General features: G+C 44.9%; 12 protein-coding genes and 2 rRNA genes. 7 read left to right on the top strand and 7 right to left on the bottom strand.

The genetic code is table 11. From position 1 onward, the window contains the following. Positions 1–271: 271 nt before the first annotated feature. The 4 genes from V1467_RS05075 to proB all read right to left on the bottom strand — a co-directional run bounded on the left by V1467_RS05075 (position 272) and on the right by proB (position 7,212). Positions 272–4,006, bottom strand: coding sequence for a S8 family serine peptidase (locus V1467_RS05075; RefSeq protein ID WP_416307713.1), 3,735 nt, complete (start codon positions 4,004–4,006; stop codon positions 272–274). 787 nt (positions 4,007–4,793) lie between these two features. After that, positions 4,794–5,585 carry a crotonase/enoyl-CoA hydratase family protein gene (locus V1467_RS05070; protein ID WP_416307712.1) on the bottom strand — a complete coding sequence of 264 codons (792 nt, stop codon included), beginning with the start codon at positions 5,583–5,585 and terminating at the stop codon, positions 4,794–4,796. A gap of 83 nt (positions 5,586–5,668) precedes the next feature. Further along, positions 5,669–5,953 carry a hypothetical protein gene (locus V1467_RS05065; protein ID WP_416307711.1) on the bottom strand — a complete coding sequence of 95 codons (285 nt, stop codon included), beginning with the start codon at positions 5,951–5,953 and terminating at the stop codon, positions 5,669–5,671. A gap of 155 nt (positions 5,954–6,108) precedes the next feature. Next, positions 6,109–7,212, bottom strand: a complete 1,104-nt coding sequence (proB, locus tag V1467_RS05060; protein WP_416307710.1) for a glutamate 5-kinase — start codon at positions 7,210–7,212, stop codon at positions 6,109–6,111. Positions 7,213–7,405: 193 nt separating this feature from the next. Between proB and V1467_RS05055 the strand changes: the two genes are divergently transcribed. From V1467_RS05055 to V1467_RS05045, 3 genes are read left to right on the top strand one after another with little or no spacing between them, the layout of a single operon-like run. Continuing rightward, positions 7,406–8,284, top strand: a complete 879-nt coding sequence (locus V1467_RS05055) for an acyltransferase (RefSeq protein ID WP_416307709.1) — start codon at positions 7,406–7,408, stop codon at positions 8,282–8,284. Positions 8,285–8,291: 7 nt separating this feature from the next. Then, the gene (locus tag V1467_RS05050) at positions 8,292–9,188 is read left to right on the top strand and encodes an acyltransferase (RefSeq protein ID WP_416307708.1); all 897 of its coding nucleotides are present in this window, start codon (positions 8,292–8,294) and stop codon (positions 9,186–9,188) included. A 17-nt stretch (positions 9,189–9,205) separates the two neighbouring features. After that, positions 9,206–10,462, top strand: a complete 1,257-nt coding sequence (locus V1467_RS05045; protein WP_416307707.1) for a mechanosensitive ion channel family protein — start codon at positions 9,206–9,208, stop codon at positions 10,460–10,462. A gap of 364 nt (positions 10,463–10,826) precedes the next feature. Here the strand turns inward: V1467_RS05045 and typA are convergent, their stop codons facing one another. Then, complete coding sequence (typA, locus tag V1467_RS05040; protein WP_416307706.1) at positions 10,827–12,665, bottom strand: translational GTPase TypA; 1,839 nt, start codon at positions 12,663–12,665, stop codon at positions 10,827–10,829. 399 nt (positions 12,666–13,064) lie between these two features. Here typA and glnA point away from each other — a divergent pair, with 399 nt between their 5' ends. The 4 genes from glnA (at position 13,065) to glnG (ending at position 17,782) form a co-directional block, all read left to right on the top strand. After that, positions 13,065–14,474 (top strand): glutamate--ammonia ligase, encoded by a 1,410-nt coding sequence (glnA, locus tag V1467_RS05035; RefSeq protein WP_416307705.1) that lies wholly within the window; start codon positions 13,065–13,067, stop codon positions 14,472–14,474. 98 nt (positions 14,475–14,572) lie between these two features. Then, complete coding sequence (locus tag V1467_RS05030) at positions 14,573–15,094, top strand: hypothetical protein (protein WP_416307704.1); 522 nt, start codon at positions 14,573–14,575, stop codon at positions 15,092–15,094. Between the two features lie 214 nt (positions 15,095–15,308). Then, on the top strand, positions 15,309–16,376 hold the full coding sequence (gene glnL, locus V1467_RS05025) for a nitrogen regulation protein NR(II) (protein WP_416307703.1): 1,068 nt from the start codon (positions 15,309–15,311) through the stop codon (positions 16,374–16,376). Next, positions 16,376–17,782 carry a nitrogen regulation protein NR(I) gene (gene glnG, locus V1467_RS05020; RefSeq protein WP_416307702.1) on the top strand — a complete coding sequence of 469 codons (1,407 nt, stop codon included), beginning with the start codon at positions 16,376–16,378 and terminating at the stop codon, positions 17,780–17,782. Before glnL ends, glnG begins: the two co-directional genes overlap by 1 nt. Positions 17,783–18,161: 379 nt before the next feature. On the opposite strand, the gene rrf is transcribed toward glnG, so the two are convergent. Together rrf and V1467_RS05010 are read right to left on the bottom strand one after the other, a co-directional pair. Further along, positions 18,162–18,277: ribosomal RNA gene (gene rrf / locus V1467_RS05015) — 5S ribosomal RNA — on the bottom strand. A 164-nt stretch (positions 18,278–18,441) separates the two neighbouring features. Beyond that, positions 18,442–21,321 (bottom strand): 23S ribosomal RNA (locus V1467_RS05010). Positions 21,322–21,522: the final 201 nt, after the last annotated feature.

Genomic DNA, 21,522 nt, shown 5'->3' with positions numbered 1-21,522 from the left:
CTTCATTCCATTCATTTTTTAACGACATCTTTGCGGTTTAGTGTTGATCAACCACACAATATGCCCTTTAGTCGGATAGCCACCGGCTAAATCGACAGGTGTTTTTATTTCGTACAATAATTACACAATCGAATAGAAATGGAATAGGTCAAAAGTCACTTTTTAGGGATTATTTGGAAGCAGGGGATTAAGGTTTAAAGTTGAATAAACGGAATTCAAATATTCTTCATTATTGATAGTAATGAAGAATATTTGAACAGTTCATTTTTCGCTAGTGTTGTATCTTCCTGAAAAATCTCATGCGCGCAGTGGTTGTCGCAACCAAGATGAACAAAATAATCCATTCAAAACTGCCACTTCCCGATTTAGCAGAGGAAACTTGAGATGACTGCTTATAACGAGACTTATCCAATGGAAATGCGTCCGCTGAATCGACAACACCATCATTGTCATCATCGGTGTCCGCATTGTTACCTATACCATCTTTATCAGTGTCTAATATTTCAGAGCTATCAAAGGGAAAGGCATCTTCGGTGTCCAATTGACCATCATTATCATCGTCGGTGTCAGCGTTATCTCCTATGCCGTCCTGATCAAAATCGCTAGTTTCCTCAGGATCCAGAGGAAAAACATCATTTTCATCAAGTACTCCATCATTATCGTCATCAGAGTCAGCATTATTACCGATACCATCTCCATCAGAATCCATAGTTTCTAGTGGGTCAAGTGGGAATACATCCATACCATTGTCAACCCCATCACAGTCTTTATCGTTTTCTCGGACTTCATTTTTAGCAACGTGGAAGGCTGGTTCTGCTTTATAGTCCATCGAGTTACCGCTTGCATTAACTGCACTTAAACTAAGATCATAGAAACCGGGTTCCAAATCTGAAAGGACGGCTATATTTTGCTCATTTTGGTTAACTGTGCCTTGTACAAGCCATTCACTTTGTTTAGAAGGCCTAATTGAAAGTTGAAAATCCTTTCCTTCTATCCCATCTGCAAATTCAAAGCTAATTATCCCCCCACCACATTGAAGCTGTTGAGTGGCTTTATTCAACGAACTGATTCGCAAATCCTGAATGACGGGTGGAGCATAATCGACGTTATCTAAATCAAAATTTAGTTGTGTCGAGATCCGACTACTTCTCCCCTCCACAATATAATCATTGAAAACAATGTCTGTCACCACCTTTCCTTGCTGAACGGGTAACTGCAGATCTTGTGTGTTTCCTCCTGACAATAGTCTTACATATCTGTTATAAACCGTTGACTCGATATTATTGGTATTAAAGACTATTTTTCCGAGCCAATAACTGAAATCACTATCCTGATAAAAAGCTAACTTATCATTTTCAACAAAACTATATACGAAATCACCGTATTGGTTCTTTCTTATCCCGGCAGTCCAAAAAGGCAATAATTTACCGACCGTTAATTTGTATTCCTGTTGAACATCATATTCTTTTATTAGCTGGTTATTATAAAAATTGTAGAGCGCTAATTTTTTGTTTTGATTAATTTTAAATTGCGGACTAATAAACATTGGTGTCTCAACGTTACCACTATTCTGTTGATTTATTTGACTACTGAAATAGGTGTAATGTGAAGTCGTATTCAAGGGTGTTAAGTAATACGTCAGCCCTTCTGTAATACTTTCAAAAGGATATGTTGAAGCGGAACCAACACGATCTGTGTCGTCATAGATGTTCCCCTGATCATACACCCACGGCATAATAAGCGGGCTTTGCGTCACTGCGGACGTATTGAAATCTAAATATACACTTTGGTAATCTTGCTCTTGGATATCAATGTCTATATCGTTAGTAATAGGGCTTTCAAACTGATAGCTAAAATGAGTGACCTCTGAATATTTCTCGTTATGGAAATCAGAAAATACATTAAATACATAGCCTTCAGGAAAATTTGACAGGGCTACGGTGCGCTCTTCTCCTGACTGCAAACCCAATATATTGTTTTTAACAAAATCCCCTGTCGTCTTATCAAAAATTGAAAATCTAAATTGTGTTCTACCAAAATCTGCTTCGTCACCACCGGTTAGCCCCGTATCCCCACTTATTTTCTTACCAAGAGCATTTTCAACATTAAACACCAGTAAATTTTTAGCATCCGCTGGCGAAACCTCTAGTGACAAGGATTTTTCGAGAACCAGATCTCCATAATATAGAAACGCAATATTTGTCCCGTCACTTTCACTTTTTTGGGCAGCATCTGTGAAAAGATTGTAAATCCCAGGGGCTAGAAAAATGCGTTTGGTTTGTCCTGATAACCATTCTGGCGACCATATGTCTTGCCAACTGTCTGTCTTATTCCCTCTAAAATAGAGGTCTGCATAATTTTGTAGATAATCAGTAAATGTAATATCAATATAAGAACGATGAAATATCACTGCGGGTATACGGTATGTTTGCTCTCCAATATTTAACTTAACCATCGCACCAATCGCCGGTGAATTGACCGATAACGGTATAGTATTGGTATCTAAACTAAGATTGATATCGATTGTCTCAGACTGACCTGCCGGAATAGTTAATTCATAATCAGAACTGCTAAAGGTCAGAGCAGTATCGCTAACGTTATCAAAATCCAGTGTTAAATTAAGACTTTCACTACCTGGGTTTTCTATCGTCAACGGTAAACTTACGTTCATATTTTCCAATGAAAAATCAACCGCCCCAAAATGCAATACAGGAATACTAAAATTGACGGGTAATTCGGCTGCAGCCAATGCATCGATAAGACCCGCGCCTTCCGATCTGATATCATTTTCTATTGGTTTTGCAGTGCTCATTAGCGCTGCTTTTAGTTGCTCTGGGGTTCTTTCAGGTGCTATCTGCTTTAACAAAGCAACTACGCCTGCCACCATTGGAGAAGACATACTGGTTCCGCTGTAATTAGCATATCCCCCTCCTGGAATGGTAGATTTAATCGAAACACCAGGAGCAGCGACTTCAGGTTTTAAAATTTCGGCGCCCGAGGACGGATATCCTCTAGTGCTAAAATCGGCAATACTCTGGCCGCCTACACTAGCTGCAACTGTGATGGCTTTTTCTGAATCCGCTGGAGAACCAATTAAGTTTTTTGAGGCCGACGAGAAAGTATTATCATTCGGACCATCATTACCAGCCGACACCACCACAGTAATGCCCATATCGACAAGATGATTAACGGCATTTGTTAGCGCACTATCCTCAGATGTAGAGCCAAGACTCATATTTACAATATCTGCACCGTCGTCTGTACTCGGCTCCCCATCAGGGTCTAATGCAAACTCTAAACCGGCAATAATATCTGAGTTGTAGCAATACCCTTGTTCGCCACATACTTTAATCGCGAGTAAATTCGCAGCTGGTGCAATTCCTTTTAAGTTCCCATTCGCTGCAACAATCCCCGCCACATGGGTCCCGTGACTTTCATCATCAAATGGGTCTTCATCTTTATTAACAAAATCGTATCCACCGTAGACCTTACATTCTGGCCCGAAACACCCACCTAAATCGGGGTGGGTGTAATCAACGCCAGTATCAACAATCGCAACTTTTATCCCCTTTCCATCGATATCACTTTCCGCGAGCTGACTGATTCGCAGTTGATTAACGTTAATCACATTGTAATCTGTAACATCTTCAACAGAAGTGATTCTGTGCCGAACCTCTTTATAGATTCGTTTAACTGACTGGAATTTACTTAAGGTCTCAATTTGAGAAGGCTCGGCTGATATTACGACAGCATTCAATAATTGTTGAAACTGGCGACCGACAGTAACTTGGTTTTGAAATTGTTGTTGAATCGCGGTTTTAAACTCAGTTTGTTCAGCATTAACGCGTGCTTTAAAGTTAGACACTGTTTTACTACTTCGTGCCCCTTTTCTAGCTGCTAACTTTTGGGAAATGCTTTGTTCCTTTAGCTCAACTATATATTTGTTATGCGATGGTTTAGTAGATAGACTAGTTGTTACCCTCTGTTCGCTTTGCCCATACGACAACGAACTTAACCCTAATGCAAAAATTAAATAGAAAAAAACGTTGCTTTATTCAAAACACATCCCTTTGTTTTTACGGCCTAATAAACCAATTATTTTGCTTGAGTTAACATCTGAAGGCAATAACCACCAAATTTAAATAATTACAACAAACTGATAAATCAGAATAAAAACTCACGATCAGTCCTTCCCTGTGTTGGCTCGGCTATTTGGGTAATAGAAGATACCTGAGTGGCATCGAGCATTTAGCTGGTGGAAAACGACTAAATCAAGCTAGAGACTCACGAAAGGTTGAAGTTGCAAGTTATCAGGCAATCAAAGTACATTTATCTAGCCCCCACAACTTTTTTCTTTACTATTTCAAATACATATTTCAAGACGAGTAATTTAAGCCGGAATTTAGCTTTTTTTTTTCCTTCTAGACTATAGTTAATCTGCCGTAACAACGATGTAACACTAATGTTAATTTGCAATTTGGAGAATACATCATGGGTACACAATCTGATCAACAAAAGAAACGTCAACAAGAGGATAAACAAAAAGATTATGCTCGCCAGAAACCTGGGCAACAGAAAAAACCCGGCGTTCCTGAAAGGTAAAACGTACTAAGTCAAAAGTAGGGTAAATGGATTTGATGTACCTACTTTATCCATTACTCAATTTAATCATGTATTTTCTTGTCTGCTTTGTTCCACTTCGTTGAAGACAGCAACGACAAACTAAACTGCTTTTACCCCACCTTTGCTGGTCGCGAGAAACCATCCTGCATTTTTCTGAATTGCTCGAATGATCACAGTTTAAAATTTCTATCAGTGTGTCCCTGAGCCCGTTTGACCGCAATTCGCTGATTTTTTCCACTGATAACCTTGATTTGATTAAGGGTTTCCTTGGCCAAGATCTTCCGCTCGTTCACACTCCAAATTTTGTGGTACATGCACTTAATCACGCGATTGGTATCCGGTGAACGCTGGATTAGCTGGTTGGCTAACTCGGTTGCTGCTTGTAACGGTGAATCGGCGATTTGCGTAATCAGTCCAAGGGACAAAGCCTGATTGGCATCGATAGTTTCGCTGCTCATGGCCAGTTTAATCGCCTGATCACCTGCAACACATTCGCGCAATGCCACCGTACCGCCCATATCCGGGATTAACCCCCAGCGGGATTCCATAATGGATAGCGAGCAATCAGGCGAAGCGATACGAAAATCGCCGCCCAGCGCAATTTGCATGCCACCACCCCAGCATCTGCCGTGTAACGCCATAATCACCGGCACCTTTAACCGCCTCCAACCCACGCTGACACGCTGGGCCAGATTGGCGTTACCTGGTAACCACTTCCACAACAGCTTTAGCGCACTGGATTTATCCGCCAGTACCGATTTAACATCCAGCCCGGAGCAAAAACTGTCACCGTTAGCCGATACGATGACCACACGGATGGTGCGATCAGCGTTAATTTTTTTAATTACACTGTCAATGGCTTGGAACATCGCCAGATCCAGCGCGTTGTGTTTTTCTGGACGGTTTAAATTAACCAGGGCGATGCCTTGCTCAATAGATAGTGTAACGCGATTTTCAGACATACAAATTGACCGATATGGTTTATATCATTCCACCTTATCAGATCCGACCAGATGGAGCTACAGCGTCTATTTTGTGAGGATAATTACTGCTGGCAAAGCCATTTTATGGCATCGGACTCGTTGTAAAATATTTCAACGATACGCCCCGCTTGCTTTGAACGCTCTATTGCAATGGGATTAAGCTCATGCCCTTTGTTATAAATTACGGCCACCAGTGCATTAGCTTGTTCTTTTCTGGATGCGGCGTATGTGCCCCATATTTTTTGTTCGGTCTCGGTCATTCTGGTTGAGGACTTTCGCGTGTCTATCAGTAATTTAGGCCTGTCACTATCGATAAAATCGCAATAAAGTTCATGAATAATATTCATGCGCTCCTCGAGGGTGACCTCACCAAGATAAACTATCTTAATGATCGGTGAATCTTCGAGCTTCGATATCTCATACGACATTTTGGTCTTTTCCAGAAAAAGAACATAGAGAAGTTATAGATGTCGAAGCCTGAATTTAAAACCTAATATTAAAGTTACAACACCACTAAATCATCACGATGAATGGCTACGTCCTGGCTGTGATAGCCAAGTATGGTTTCGATGGCGGAACTTTTTTCGCCGCGAATTTTCCGCAACTCGGTTGCGGAATATAACGCCAACCCAATGGCAAAACTTTTGTCGTCGAAACGGATTTCCACCGCATCTCCGGCATCGAACCGCCCTTCGACATTGTGGATCCCGGCTGGTAGCAATGATGCACCGCGATCGGTAATCGCCTGATATGCGCCTTTATCGACGCTTATTTTGCCCTTTGCTTTTAAACTGTTTTTCAGCCAATGCTTTTTGGCTTTACGAAACGACTGTGCCGGCATAAACAAGGTACCGGGATTTTGCCCCTGATTCAGTTGGCTGAACACTTCACTATTGCGACCATTAACAATCAAGGTTTGAATCCCCTGCTGGCAGGCTTTATTCGCTGCCTGCAGCTTGCTTTGCATACCACCGGTGCCAACCAATGAACGCGTACTGCCTGCCAGCTGCATTATGGCCGGTTCAATCCGTTCGACTTTTTTAATTAATTTAGCCTGAGGATTATTTTTGGGATCGGCATCGTACAAACCATCCACATCGGTACAAATAATCAGGGTTTCAGCATCGGCAACCATCGCCACCAGCGATGCCAGATTGTCATTATCGCCGAATTTCAGCTCATCGGTGACCACACTGTCGTTTTCGTTAATGATCGGTAGCACATCATTTTTTAGTAACTCGCGCAGAGTATTTTTGATATTCAGAAAACGTTGGCGATGACCAATATCGTCGTGGGTTAACAATATTTGTGCGCAAGGAAAGTCAAACAATCTTGCCCAGTTGGCCATCATCCGGGTTTGTCCAACAGCCGCCATCGCCTGTTTTTCGGCGATTGAAGTATGGCCGTTAAAGCCAATAGCATTGCGCCCGGCCGCCACACTGCCGGAAGACACCAGAACCACTTCTTTACCATTTGCGCGGCTTTGAATGATAAAACGGGCTAAAGCCAGTAAATATTCGGTTTTACATCCGTCACCTTGCGGGGCGATAAGTGCGCTGCCGACTTTGATTACTGCTCGCTGCCAGCTAAATTCGTTTGTTGTCATTTCCTTGTTCCGGTCAATATTGGCGACTTGTGCTTTATCCTGACTCCTGCTGCAGTGGAAGTCATGAATTTAGCGGGGCTGAAAAACCTGTTAGCAGCTCCAAGATGTGCCTTTTGAGGCAATCCTGAAACTCGCATTTGTCTGTGAATTGGGTATAAAATACGACGCATAGCGATAACAAGGCAATATAAATATGTGGAATAATTTTATTGGTGTAATTTCAATACTTTTTTATATCACCAATACCATTTTCTGGGCTATCCCCATTATCCTGGGTTCAGTGCTTAAATTGATCCCGATTAAAATCTGGCGAACAGGGGTTACTCATATACTGGATGCCTGCGCAACAGCCTGGGTGACAGTTAATCACCTGATTCAAAGCCTGACCAGCAATACGAAATGGGACGTGAAAGGACTGCAAAACCTGTCTTCGAAAGACTGGTATCTGGTGATAGCTAATCACCAGTCCTGGGTGGATATTTTGGTCCTTCAACGTGTTTTTAATCGCAAAATCCCGTTTTTAAAGTTTTTTCTTAAAAAAGAGCTTATCTGGGTTCCGGTTCTGGGGCTGGCCTGGTGGGCGTTAGACTTCCCTTTTATGAAACGCTACAAGAAAGACTTTTTGCTCAAACATCCGCACCTGAAAGGTAAAGATCTGGAAACCACCCGCAAGGCCTGTGAGAAGTTCCGCTACAAGCCCGTTAGCGTGATGAATTTTGTAGAAGGCACACGCTGGACGGCAGCTAAGCACAAATATCAACAATCACGTTTTCAGCACTTGCTTATGCCACGCGCTGGCGGCATCGCGTTTGTGCTTAACAGCATGGGCGACCATCTGCACAAATTACTGGATGTAACAATCCATTATCCCGGTGGCGTGCCCAGTTTTTGGGACTTTATTTGTGGTAAAGTCAAAAAAATTAATATTGATGTCAAAGTATTACCCATTCATCCACATCTACTGGGGGATTACTTTGATAGTGCAGAGCAACGTGAGAAATTTCAGACTTGGCTTAACCTGTTATGGCAGGAAAAAGATCGCACGTTGCAACAATTGTCGGCACAAGGGTAATAAAAACATGCTGAATTTTTTACCGGTTTTTATCCTTTTTCCTCTCAATGTGTTGCTACAAATTGCCAACCTGATCTGGTGGGCAACACTAATTATCCTGTTAGGACTGGTTAAGCTGGTTATCCCGTTACCTCCGGTGCGTAAGTTATTAACCTCCTTACTCAATTATTGTATGCATGGCTTTGGCATTGTCAGTGTGGCCTTTATCAACCTGACCAATAAGGTGGAATGGGACGAACAGGCTGAAGGCGAGTTTGATCGTCATGGCTGGTATTTGATTATGGCCAATCATGTCAGCTGGATTGATATATTCCTGCTCGCCCGCTTTGCTGCACACAGAATGCCAGCGACCAAGTTTTTTATTAAACAGGAACTGTTGTGGGTTCCTTTTATCGGCCTCGGTTCATGGGCATTAGATATGCCCTTTATGAAGCGTTACAGCCGTGAATTTGTGGCTAAATATCCACATTTGAAAGGTAAGGACATTGAAGCAACCCACAAAGCCTGCGAAAAATTCAAACTGACGCCCACCACTATCGTAAACTTTGTGGAAGGTACCCGCTTCACGCCCTACAAGCACCAAAAATCACAAAGCCCTTATACTCATTTACTGCCGCCTAAAGCTGGCGGTGTGGCTTTTACATTGGCTGCGATGGGTGAGCTGTTCTCCAATCTGGTGGATATCACTATTGTTTTCCCACACAACAAGTCCAATGTGATGTATGAAATGCTCTGTGGCCGACTGCACAAAGTGGTCATTCGGGCGCGGGTACTTCCCATTGATGACAGGATTATCGGTGACTATTTTAATGATTCTGTTTTTCGCTATCGTTTTCAGGCTTGGCTTAACCAGCTATGGCATGATAAAGATAAACTGACCGAACAAGTTAATCAGATATCTTAGAAAAACTGAGGAAATAAATGGAACCAATCAAAGGGTTAAGTCAATGGATCGTCGACCTGCTGAGCTATATGGGTGTTTCGGCCGAAGCTGGCTCTACCAATTATCTTGTTGCCGCCGTTGTCACTTTAGTCATTATCGCCTGGCTGGGTTATGCAATTGCCTCTTTCGTCATCCGTAACATTGTATCGCGCTGGGTTAACCATAGTAGAAACAACTGGGACGACGAATTACACAAACACGGATTTTTCCGGCGTTTTTCCCATATGGTGCCTGCACTGGTACTGTATTTATGTTCGCCGTTGCTTATCGAGGAAGAGCATTTATTACTGGCGATTTTAACCAAAACGGCACTAATTTATATTTTGCTGGCAGCTATTCTGGCTGCAAACGCCATTCTCAATACCATCTCTGATGTTTACAACGCCTCCCATCTGGCACGCAAAGCTCCAATCACCGGTTTTATTCAGGTAGTCAAATTACTGTTAGCCATAGTTGCAATCTTGTTGGTGGTATCCAATTTACTGGATAAGTCACCTTTATTACTCTTGTCCGGCTTGGGTGCTGTCACTGCCGTATTATTACTGGTATTTCGTGACGCTATTTTAGGTTTTGTGGCCGGTATCCAGATTGCCGCTAACCGGATGGTAACAAATGGTGACTGGATCGAGATGAGTAAATACGGGGCCGACGGTAACGTGCTGGAAGTCGGCTTGACTACGGTCAAAGTGCAAAATTGGGATAATACAATTACTACCATCCCTACCCATGCGCTAATTTCGGAATCGATTCGCAACTGGCGAGGTATGCAGGAATCCCAAGGACGGCGTATCAAACGTTCTATCTATATCGATATCAAATCAATCCGTTTTTGTGACACAGAACGCTTGGATAAATTCAAGAAAGTCCGTTACATCAAACAATATATACAAGACAAGGTAGATCAGGTTTCGACTTACAACAAAGACAATGATCTCACCGAAGAAGATTTACTCAATAGCCGTCGTTTAACTAATATCGGTACTTTTCGTGCCTATATGGAGCATTATTTGCGCCAGCATCCGCAGATTAATCAAGATTTGACCTTGATGGTGCGTCAACTGGCTCCAACGGAATTGGGTGTCCCTCTGGAAGTATATTGCTTTAGCAGCAATAAAAACTGGATTGAATATGAAGGGATCCAGTCTGACCTATTTGATCATTTTCTGGCTATGCTACCTCTTTTTGAACTACGGGCATATCAACGTATTAGCGATGATGGCCGTATAGAGCAATAAATCCCCCCAATTCGGGATAGTTAACCCCAACTCGGGATAAGAAATGTCGTTTATATTTACAAAGGGTAAATAATTCAGATAGTTATATTATTCACTCAAAACCATTGTTGAATAAATAGTTTACTCAATGACGACATTTTTGTGCCTGGCAAGGCGGGGTTTCGTACGTCATAGCTGGCTATGACTAGAAAGCCCAACGCTGCCAAGTGCAAAAAGAGCGTTATTGAGAGGCGTGGCTTATCCCGAGCTGGGGTTAGTTATTAATCGACAGCTCCTGTCCAGATTCAGATTAACTTTGCTACCCGGAAATCAGATATAAAAAAACCGGCTGGATAGCCGGTTTTTGTGATCTAAAAGCTATGGCTTAAGAGCGCGGAGCACGCCCTGCTTGCTTACGCAGATTTTCTGTTAGCAGCTTTTTACGAATACGAATGCTGACCGGTGTGACTTCTACCAGTTCATCGTTATCGATAAATTCCATCGCCTGCTCCAGCGACAATTTAACCGGTGGTACAAGGGTTTGTGCTTCATCGGTACCGGAAGCACGAACGTTGGTCAGTTGCTTACCTTTAAGTGCGTTAACCGTCAGATCGTTATCACGACTGTGAATACCGATAACCATACCTTCATACACTTCCACACCGTGGCCGATAAACAAGCGTCCACGTTCCTGCAAGTTAAACAGGGCGTTAGTCAGAGCTTTACCTGTAGCGTTGGCAATTAACACACCATTTTTACGCTGACCGATAGTACCGCCTTTATGTGGTCCATAATGATCAAATGTATGATACATCAGGCCTGAGCCCGACGTCATTGTCATAAAGTCGGTCTGAAAACCGATTAAGCCGCGGCTAGGCATAATGAAGTCCATACGGATACGGCCTTTGCCATCTGGAGACATATCAGTCAGCTCTGCTTTACGCGTGCCTAACTGCTCCATTACGGAACCCTGATGCTCTTCTTCACAATCGATAGTCACTGTTTCAAAAGGTTCTTGTAGCTGACCATCAACAGTACGTACTATAACTTCCGGACGCGATACAGCCAGTTCATATCCTTCACGGCGCATGTTCTCAATCAAGATGCCTAAATGAAGTTCACCACGGCCTGAAACACGGAATTTATCCGGATCATCAGTCTCTTCAACACGCAACGCAACGTTATGTACGAGTTCTGCTTTAAGACGATCCAGGATATTACGTGAGGTAACATATTTACCTTCCTTCCCAGCAAAAGGAGAAGTATTGACCTGGAACGTCATAGTAACTGTAGGTTCATCCACCGATAACGCCGGTAAGGCTTCAACTTGATTCTGATCGCAGATGGTGTCAGAAATTTTCAGCTCACCTAAACCGGTAATCGCGATAATGTCACCCGCGTTAGCTTTTTCGACTTCGTGACGATCCAGACCGAGGTAACCTAGCACCTGACCCACTTTACCGTTACGTTTGCTACCATCGGCGCCAACAATAGTGACGGGCTGGTTAATTTTCACCGAACCACGGGTTACACGACCCACACCGATTACTCCTACATAAGAGTTGTAATCCAGCTGGGAAATTTGCATCTGAAACGGTCCATCTATGTCGGCAGGAGGCGGTGCAACATGCTTAACGATGGTTTCAAATAACGGCGTCATGTCCTCGCTAGGCTGATCCGCATCGAGTGATGCCCAACCGTTTAATGCAGAAGCATAAACCACCTGAAAATCCAGTTGTTCATCTGTCGCTCCCAGATTATCAAACAAGTCAAAGACCTGATCCATAACCCAGTCAGGGCGGGCACCTGGCTTGTCTATTTTATTGATAACGACAATAGGTTTAAGACCTTGGGCAAACGCTTTTTGGGTAACAAAGCGTGTTTGCGGCATGGGGCCTTCCTGCGCGTCAACCAATAGCAATACTGAGTCTACCATTGACATTACACGTTCTACTTCACCACCAAAATCGGCGTGTCCCGGAGTGTCAACGATATTGATACGATAATCGTTCCATTTAATCGCGGTGTTCTTGGCTAAAATGGTGATACCGCGCTCTTTCTCGATATCGTTGGAATCCATCACCCGCTCTTCGGCTTCACCGCGGCTGGCTAGCGTACCCGATTGCTGTAACAGCTTATCAACTAACGTAGTTTTGCCGTGATCGACGTGCGCAATGATCGCAATATTCCTCAATTGCTCTACTGAGGGTTGTTGTGCTGTCATGATAATCTCTATATGTAAAATGTTACCGGAAATACTGGCGGCGGATTGTACAGGGTAATGAATCAATTAGCGACGATACTTTATTAGGTTGAAGAATTTTTTAGATTATTTAATCTTTTTGCTAATCTCCCGGTTATAGCTTTTCACACAAGTACTTGGCGCTATCTCGTTATTTTCCTTGCATAAACGACCTTTTGCACCAAAATGATCTAGCATGGATCATTTTGGTGCATGATTTTAGCGATAAAAATAGATGGATGCCAAGTACAGAGCCTGTATTCTCTGAACGAAATCAGATACGCTGAATTGGCACGATAATAGCTATAGATTCCCGATAGAAATTTTGAAAATTTATTTCAGATTCAACTTAACGTCTTTGTACTTTTACCGGAGGACATAATGTCAGTAGAAAAGGCTTTAGAATTAATAAAAGAAAGTGAAGCGAAGTTTGTCGATTTACGTTTCACAGATACTAAAGGAAAAGAGCAACATGTCTCGATTCCAGCACACCAAGTTGGGGAAGAGTTTTTCGAAGAAGGCAAAATGTTCGACGGTTCTTCTATATCCGGCTGGAAAGGAATCAACGAATCAGACATGGTATTGATGCCAGATGCCTCCTCTGTTGTTGTCGACCCTTTTGCTGAAGAAACTCAGGTAAACGTACGCTGCGACATTCTAGAACCTAACACTATGCAAGGCTATGACCGCGACCCACGCTCAGTTGCCCGTCGCGCCGAAGATTATCTAAAAACTACAGGTATCGGTGATACTGCATTCTTTGGCCCTGAGCCAGAATTCTTCATGTTTGATGATGTACGTTTCAACTCTGGTATGTCCGGCTGTTTCTATGAAATAGACTCCAGCGAAGCCAAATGGAATTCAGGTTCTGAATATGACGGCGGAAACCTGGGTCACCGTCCAGGAGTAAAAGGCGGTTATTTCCCGGTACCTCCTGTTGATTCAGCTCATGATATCCGCGCAGCCATGTGTTTAGTGATGGAAGAAATGGGCTTGGTTGTTGAAGCGCATCACCATGAAGTTGCGACTGCCGGTCAGAACGAAATCGCTTGTCAATTCAATACATTGGTTAAAAAAGCTGACGAAGTGCAAATCTATAAGTATGTTGTACACAACGTCGCCCACGCTTATGGTTTGTCTGCCACCTTTATGCCTAAGCCACTGGTTGGCGACAATGGTTCAGGTATGCACGTACACCAATCAATCAGCAAAGATGGTAAAAACATTTTTGCCGGTGACAAATACGGTAATCTGTCTGAAGAAGCCTTGTACTACATTGGCGGTATTATCAAGCACGCGCGTTCGATCAACGCCTTCACTAACCCGTCTACCAACTCTTACAAGCGTTTGGTCCCAGGTTTTGAGGCTCCTGTTATGCTGGCTTACTCTGCCCGTAACCGTTCTGCTTCAATTCGTATTCCACACGTCACCAGCGACAAGGCTCGTCGTATCGAAGTTCGCTTCCCGGATCCGACTGGTAACCCATACCTGGGCTTTTCAGCCATGCTAATGGCTGGCCTTGACGGTATCCAGAACAAGATCCACCCTGGCGATGCGATGGATAAAGATCTGTATGATTTACCAGCTGAAGAAGCAGCAGAAATCCCGACCGTTGCAAGTTCGCTGGAAATGGCATTGGACGCACTGGACAATGACCGCGAATATTTGACTGCTGGCGGCGTTATGACTGATGACATGATCGATGCCTATATTGAGCTTAAACGTGCTGAAGTTGAAAAACTGAGCATGACAACTCACCCTGTTGAGTTTGAAATGTACTACAGCTTATAAGGTCTGATACCTTTATAATAAGCCCGCATTTTTGCGGGCTTTTTTATTTGTCGCTGGCGCACTAAACTAACAATAAGCTCTCAATCAAGGTTGCAGTAATGCGGTTAACTTATTTGCTATTGTCTATTTTTCTGCTGTGCATGCCATGCCATGCAGGTCAGTTATATAAAGTGGTACAAGAAGACGGAACGGTAATTTACACCGATATGCCCGCAGCCAATGCCATCCCAGTAGATTTATCCAGTGCCAATAGTGCTGTTATGCCCGCCTTTGATGCCAAGCTTCCTGCCAAACAAAAAAAAACATCCAACAATAAACCTGCGGTGCAATATGCGCTGGAGATCAGTCAACCGGCCGATCAGCAAACCATCCGTAATAACAGCGGTGATATGTCCGTTATAGCCAAGATCACTCCCAACACCAGTGGCCTGGCGCAACTTTTCCTGGATGGAAAAATGATTATGCAGCAGGCCAGTCTGAATTTTGATCTGCATAATATTAATCGTGGTGAGCATGTCATCAAGATTAAATTAGTAAGTCAAACAGGCAAGCTTATTGCATCTAGTCAAGATAGGGTATTTTACTTGCACAGGGCATCGGTACTGAATCGGTCTAACTAAGACTGTCAGCACGATCCGGCGGTCAAATAGTTATTTTTATTAGGGTGTGTTGAACCCGGCTTTCAGTTTCTGTCTGCCTTATCGCAAGGTAGATTGCGCACGACGCAATATTTGTTTCGTGGCGTAGATAAGCTGTTGCCCACAAACAAAATCGACACTTTCTAATCATCAGAAAACTAATGCACCAGTTTGGTGCGCAGGATATAGTGTTCGGATGTTATCAAAATCAGAAAAGATCAATTTAACTCAATATCTCACCACTGCCATTATGTTGGTCGATGAGAGCCTGACGATATTAACGGCCAATCCTGCGGCAGAAACGCTAATGGAAATTAGCATCAACCGGCTGGTTGGCTTGCCATTACCTGAACTATTTAGCAGCAGTACACTGCATGTTGGCCGCCTTTATCGCACGCTAAAGCAGGCCGGCAGCTTTTCTGATAGTGAAGTTCAGATCATTTTTCCGGATGGCAGACACAGTCTGGTCGATATCACTATCAGTCAAATTGAGCTAAAAGGTAAATCGCACCTGGTGATGGAAATCAAACCTATCGATCAGCAAAAAAGGATCAGCAAAGAAAACCTGCAATGGGCGCAACAACAAGCGGCAAAAGAGCTTGTCCGCGGGCTAGCCCATGAAATTAAGAATCCGCTGGGCGGTTTGCGTGGGGCAGCCCAATTACTCGGAAAACAACTGGAAAGTGCCGAGTTACAAGAATTTACCGAAATCATTATCGAGCAGGCAGACAGGCTGACCAATCTGGTGGATCGATTACTCGGTCCGAATAAGTTGTCCAGTTTTGAACTGTATAATGTGCATGAAGTACTGGAGAAAATACGTAATTTACTCAACCTTGACGCTATTAGCGACATCAAAATTAGCCGAGATTACGATCCCAGTATTCCCGATCTTTGGATAGATCCGGATCAGATACAACAGGCTGTACTGAATATTGCCAGAAATGCCGTACAAGCGTTGCAAGGCAAAGGATCTATCCAGTTTGTTACTCGGATTGAGCGACAACTCACTATTCATGGGCAGCGTTTCCCTCTTTGCGTAAAAATACAAATAATTGATAACGGCCCTGGTATCCCGATAAAACTTAGAGACACCCTATTTTATCCGATGGTAACCGGCAAAAAAGATGGTACCGGCCTGGGCTTATCGATTGCGCAAAACATTGTCGATCACCACAAGGGCAAGATTGATGTAGAAAGCTGGCCCGGACACACCGAATTTAATATTTATTTACCCATAATTGAGAATAAGGAAACCAGTTGATGGACTACGCACCAGTTTGGATCGTTGATGACGACAACTCAATTCGCTGGGTATTGCAAAAAGCATTACAGGCGGAAAATATTGAGTGTTTCAGCTTTTCCGATCCAAGAGATGTATTGTTGCAGCTGGAAACAGCGCAGCAGCCGGAAGTCATTATTTCCGATATCCGCATGCCGCATATGGATGGCATGCAGTTACTTAACGAGGTACAGAGCAAATTTCCCGACTTACCTATTATTATTATGACCGCTCATTCGGACCTTGATTCTGCAGTTAATGCATTTAAAGGTGGTGCCTTCGAATATTTGCCTAAACCCTTTGATATTGATGAAGCGATTAGCCTGATCCAGCGCGCCTTGAATCAGGCCAGAGAAAATGCCCGTCAGCAACAAAACGACAATTATCCGACCACTGAAATTATTGGTGAAGCCCCCGCCATGCAGGAAGTTTTTCGGGCGATTGGCAGGTTATCCCGCTCCAGCATCAGTGTGTTGATTAATGGCCAGTCTGGTACAGGTAAGGAGCTGGTCGCCAATGCACTGCATCGCCACAGTCCAAGAGCTAAAGAAGCTTTTATCGCACTTAATATGGCGGCCATTCCGGCAGACTTAATTGAATCAGAACTGTTTGGACACGAAAAAGGCGCCTTTACTGGGGCGCAAACGACCAGACAAGGACGATTCGAGCAAGCCAATGGCGGAACCTTATTTTTAGATGAGATTGGCGATATGCCGCTGGATGTGCAAACACGCTTGCTCAGAGTATTAGCTGACGGACAGTTTTATCGGGTCGGCGGACACAATTCAGTAACCGTCGATGTGCGTATTATTGCCGCGACTCATCAAAATCTGGAACAGCGTGTCACAGAAGGAAAATTTCGCGAAGATTTATTTCATCGCCTGAATGTAATCCGAATTCACATGCCTCAGTTATCGGAAAGACGTGAGGATATTCCAGCGTTAGCAAACCGCTTCCTACGCCAGGCAGGAAAAGAGCTAAGTGTCGATTGCAAGACATTGCATCCAAAGACAATCGATATTCTGACCAAACTTCCCTGGCCAGGTAACGTTCGACAACTGGAAAACATGTGTCGCTGGTTAACCGTAATGGCCAGCGGACAGGAAATACTGCCAGAAGATCTTCCACCAGAGCTTCATCAACAACAAATATCCGTTAAAGAACCCTTGTCGGGTGATGCTCAGTGGTACGACTTACTATCCGTCTGGGCAGATAAGCAACTCAATACCGGCCAGAAAAACATCCTTGATGAAGCACAGGGAATATTTGAAAAAGTTCTGCTGGAAAGGGCTTTGCATTTTACCCGAGGCCACAAACAGGAAGCCGCCAAACGACTTGGCTGGGGAAGAAACACCCTCACCCGAAAGCTTAAAGAGCTGGATATGTAGAAGTCAAGATAGCGAAACTCCGGGCATCCTGCCCTTTGCCCTGCGGGCCATCGTCGTGCCTCCGATGTTCAAATTCGTTCCGGACGAATTGGTCACATGGGGGTGAAGGCGGTGCTTTCAGGAACACCGTTCCTGCCGCCTGAACGACGTTCATGGATGAACGGCTGGAGGTTGCTACATGGATGTGTGACAGATGATTGCGTCGCGTATCGCCGGGCGTGATGACAGCACGATGGGGTGGGTTTCCCCACGAGGCTGGTACTGCGCGGCAGCGTTTAGAGAATGGGCTATCCATAACATACTGGCAGGATGCGGCCATGTCGAATTCCAACCATAAAAAAAGGGCTACCCAATCGGGTAGCCCTTTCTCTAATTGGGAGTCTGGCGGTGTGCTACTCTCACATGGGGAAACCCCACACTACCATCGCCGCTAATACGTTTCACTGCTGAGTTCGGAATGGGATCAGGTGGTGCCGTATCGCTATGGCCGCCAGACAAAGACGGTTAACAATTTCAGAAAGCTGTTTGTTTATATTAGTGCTCAAACTGGTGGTTCAAGTCTTACTCTATCTCGTTCGAAGCTCGTTGCTCGTCACTCGTAGCTGTTTCTTGTACTTGTCATCAACAACCCAAATGCTTTAAAGCCACTTTGGCGTTGTATGGTTAAGCCTCTCGGGCAATTAGTACAGGTTAGCTTAACGCATTACTGCGCTTCCACACCCTGCCTATCTACGTCGTAGTCTTCAACAACCCTTCAGGACAGTTAAACTGTCAGGGATGACTCATCTCGAGGCTCGCTTCCCGCTTAGATGCTTTCAGCGGTTATCAATTCCGAACGTAGCTACCGGGCAATGCCATTGGCATGACAACCCGAACACCAGCGGTTCGTCCACTCCGGTCCTCTCGTACTAGGAGCAGCCCCTCTCAATCATCCAGCGCCCACGGCAGATAGGGACCGAACTGTCTCACGACGTTCTAAACCCAGCTCGCGTACCACTTTAAATGGCGAACAGCCATACCCTTGGGACCGACTTCAGCCCCAGGATGTGATGAGCCGACATCGAGGTGCCAAACACCGCCGTCGATATGAACTCTTGGGCGGTATCAGCCTGTTATCCCCGGAGTACCTTTTATCCGTTGAGCGATGGCCCTTCCATTCAGAACCACCGGATCACTATGACCTACTTTCGTACCTGCTCGACGTGTCTGTCTCGCAGTTAAGCTGGCTTATGCCATTGCACTAACCTCCTGATGTCCGACCAGGATTAGCCAACCTTCGTGCTCCTCCGTTACTCTTTGGGAGGAGACCGCCCCAGTCAAACTACCCACCAGACACTGTCCTCAATCCCGATTAGGGACCCGAGTTAGAACATCAAACATACAAGGGTGGTATTTCAAGGTTGACTCCAAGCAAACTGGCGTCTCATCTTCTAAGTCTCCCACCTATCCTACACATAGGGTCAATGTTCAGTGCCAAGCTATAGTAAAGGTTCACGGGGTCTTTCCGTCTAGCCGCGGGTACACAGCATCTTCACTGCGATTTCAATTTCACTGAGTCTCGGGTGGAGACAGCGTGGCCATGATTACGCCATTCGTGCAGGTCGGAACTTACCCGACAAGGAATTTCGCTACCTTAGGACCGTTATAGTTACGGCCGCCGTTTACCGGGGCTTCGATCAAGAGCTTCGCTTGCGCTAACCCCATCAATTAACCTTCCGGCACCGGGCAGGCGTCACACCGTATACGTCATCTTTCGATTTAGCACAGTGCTGTGTTTTTAATAAACAGTTCCAGCCACCTTTTCACTGCGGCCTCCATTCGCTTACGAAGCAAGTTCTTCACGAACGGAGGCGTACCTTCTCCCGAAGTTACGGTACGATTTTGCCGAGTTCCTTCACCCGAGTTCTCTCAAGCGCCTTAGTATTCTCTACCTGACCACCTGTGTCGGTTTGGGGTACGGTTCACATCATCATAAGCTTAGAGGCTTTTCCTGGAAGCAGGGCATCTGCAACTTCGTCACCTTGGTGACTCGTCTCGTGTCTCAGCATTAAGCACCCGGATTTACCTAAGCACTCTGCCTACTCACTTTCACATGGACTACCAACGCCATGCTTGCATAGCCTTCTCCGTCCCCCCATCGCTGATGATATAAGTACGGGAATATTAACCCGTTTCCCATCGACTACGCATTTCTGCCTCGCCTTAGGGGCCGACTTACCCTGCCCTGATTAGCATGGGACAGGAAACCTTGGTCTTCCGGCGTGGGGGTTTTTCACCCCCATTATCGTTACTCATGTCAGCATTCGCACTTGTGATATGTCCAGCAAACCTCTCGATTCACCTTCATCCACTTACACAACGCTCCCCTACCATACGTCCTAAAACGTATCCGCAGCTTCGGTGCTATGTTTAGCCCCGTTACATCTTCCGCGCAGGCCGACTCGACTAGTGAGCTATTACGCTTTCTTTAAAGGGTGGCTGCTTCTAAGCCAACCTCCTAGCTGTCTTAGCCTTCCCACTTCGTTTCCCACTTAACATAGACTTGGGGACCTTAGCTGGCGGTCTGGGTTGTTTCCCTCTTCACGACGGACGTTAGCACCCGCCGTGTGTCTCCCGGATAGTACTCACAGGTATTCGGAGTTTGCATGGGGTTGGTAAGTCGGGATGACCCCCTAGCCCAAACAGTGCTCTACCCCCTGTGGTATTCGTCCGAGGCGCTACCTAAATAGCTTTCGGGGAGAACCAGCTATCTCCCGGTTTGATTGGCCTTTCACCCCCAGCCACAGGTCATCCCCTAACTTTTCAACGTTAGTGGGTTCGGTCCTCCAGTGCGTGTTACCGCACCTTCAACCTGCCCATGGCTAGATCACCGGGTTTCGGGTCTATACCTTGCAACTAAACGCGCAGTTAACACTCGCTTTCGCTACGGCTCCCCTATGCGGTTAACCTTGCTACAAAATATAAGTCGCTGACCCATTATACAAAAGGTACGCAGTCACACCACGAAGGTGCTCCCACTGCTTGTACGTATACGGTTTCAGGTTCTATTTCACTCCCCTCACAGGGGTTCTTTTCGCCTTTCCCTCACGGTACTGGTTCACTATCGGTCAGTTAGGAGTATTTAGCCTTGGAGGATGGTCCCCCCATATTCAAACAGGATAACACGTGTCCCGTCCTACTCGTTTTCACTTAAAGTTCGCGTTCGTGTACGGGGCTATCACCCGGTATCGCCAAGCTTCCCAACTTGTTCCACTCGCTTACAATCAGCTTAAGGGCTGGCCCCCGTTCGCTCGCCGCTACTAAGGGGATCTCAATTGATTTCTCTTCCTAAGGGTACTTAGATGTTTCAGTTCCCCTCGTTTGCCTCATTAACCTATGAATTCAGTTAATGATGACCTGTAAACAGGCCGGGTTTCCCCATTCGGACATCTGTGGCTAAAATGCGTTTTGTCAGCTCACCACAGCTTTTCGCAGACTTACACGTCCTTCATCGCCTCTAACTGCCTAGGCATCCACCGTATACGCTTAGTCACTTAACCATACAACCCAAAATAGCTTCAGCCTTGCTTCCTATCCGTCGCGGCGCTTCCTCACTCGCTCGGTTATGTACTGTTCGTACACGCCCTCGCTCGCTCGTTGCTTCGCTTGTCTAGAAACCAATGCTTCGCTATTTCCTCCACTTTAAAGTAACGTATTAAAGCGTTAGAAATAACTCGCCACAGTCGCCTTTTTGTCCGACT

It is taken from the genome of Neptunicella plasticusilytica (assembly GCF_047922965.1).
Taxonomy (GTDB): Bacteria; Pseudomonadota; Gammaproteobacteria; order Enterobacterales; family Alteromonadaceae; genus Neptunicella; species Neptunicella plasticusilytica.
This window is presented reverse-complemented; position numbering and strand designations above follow the sequence as displayed.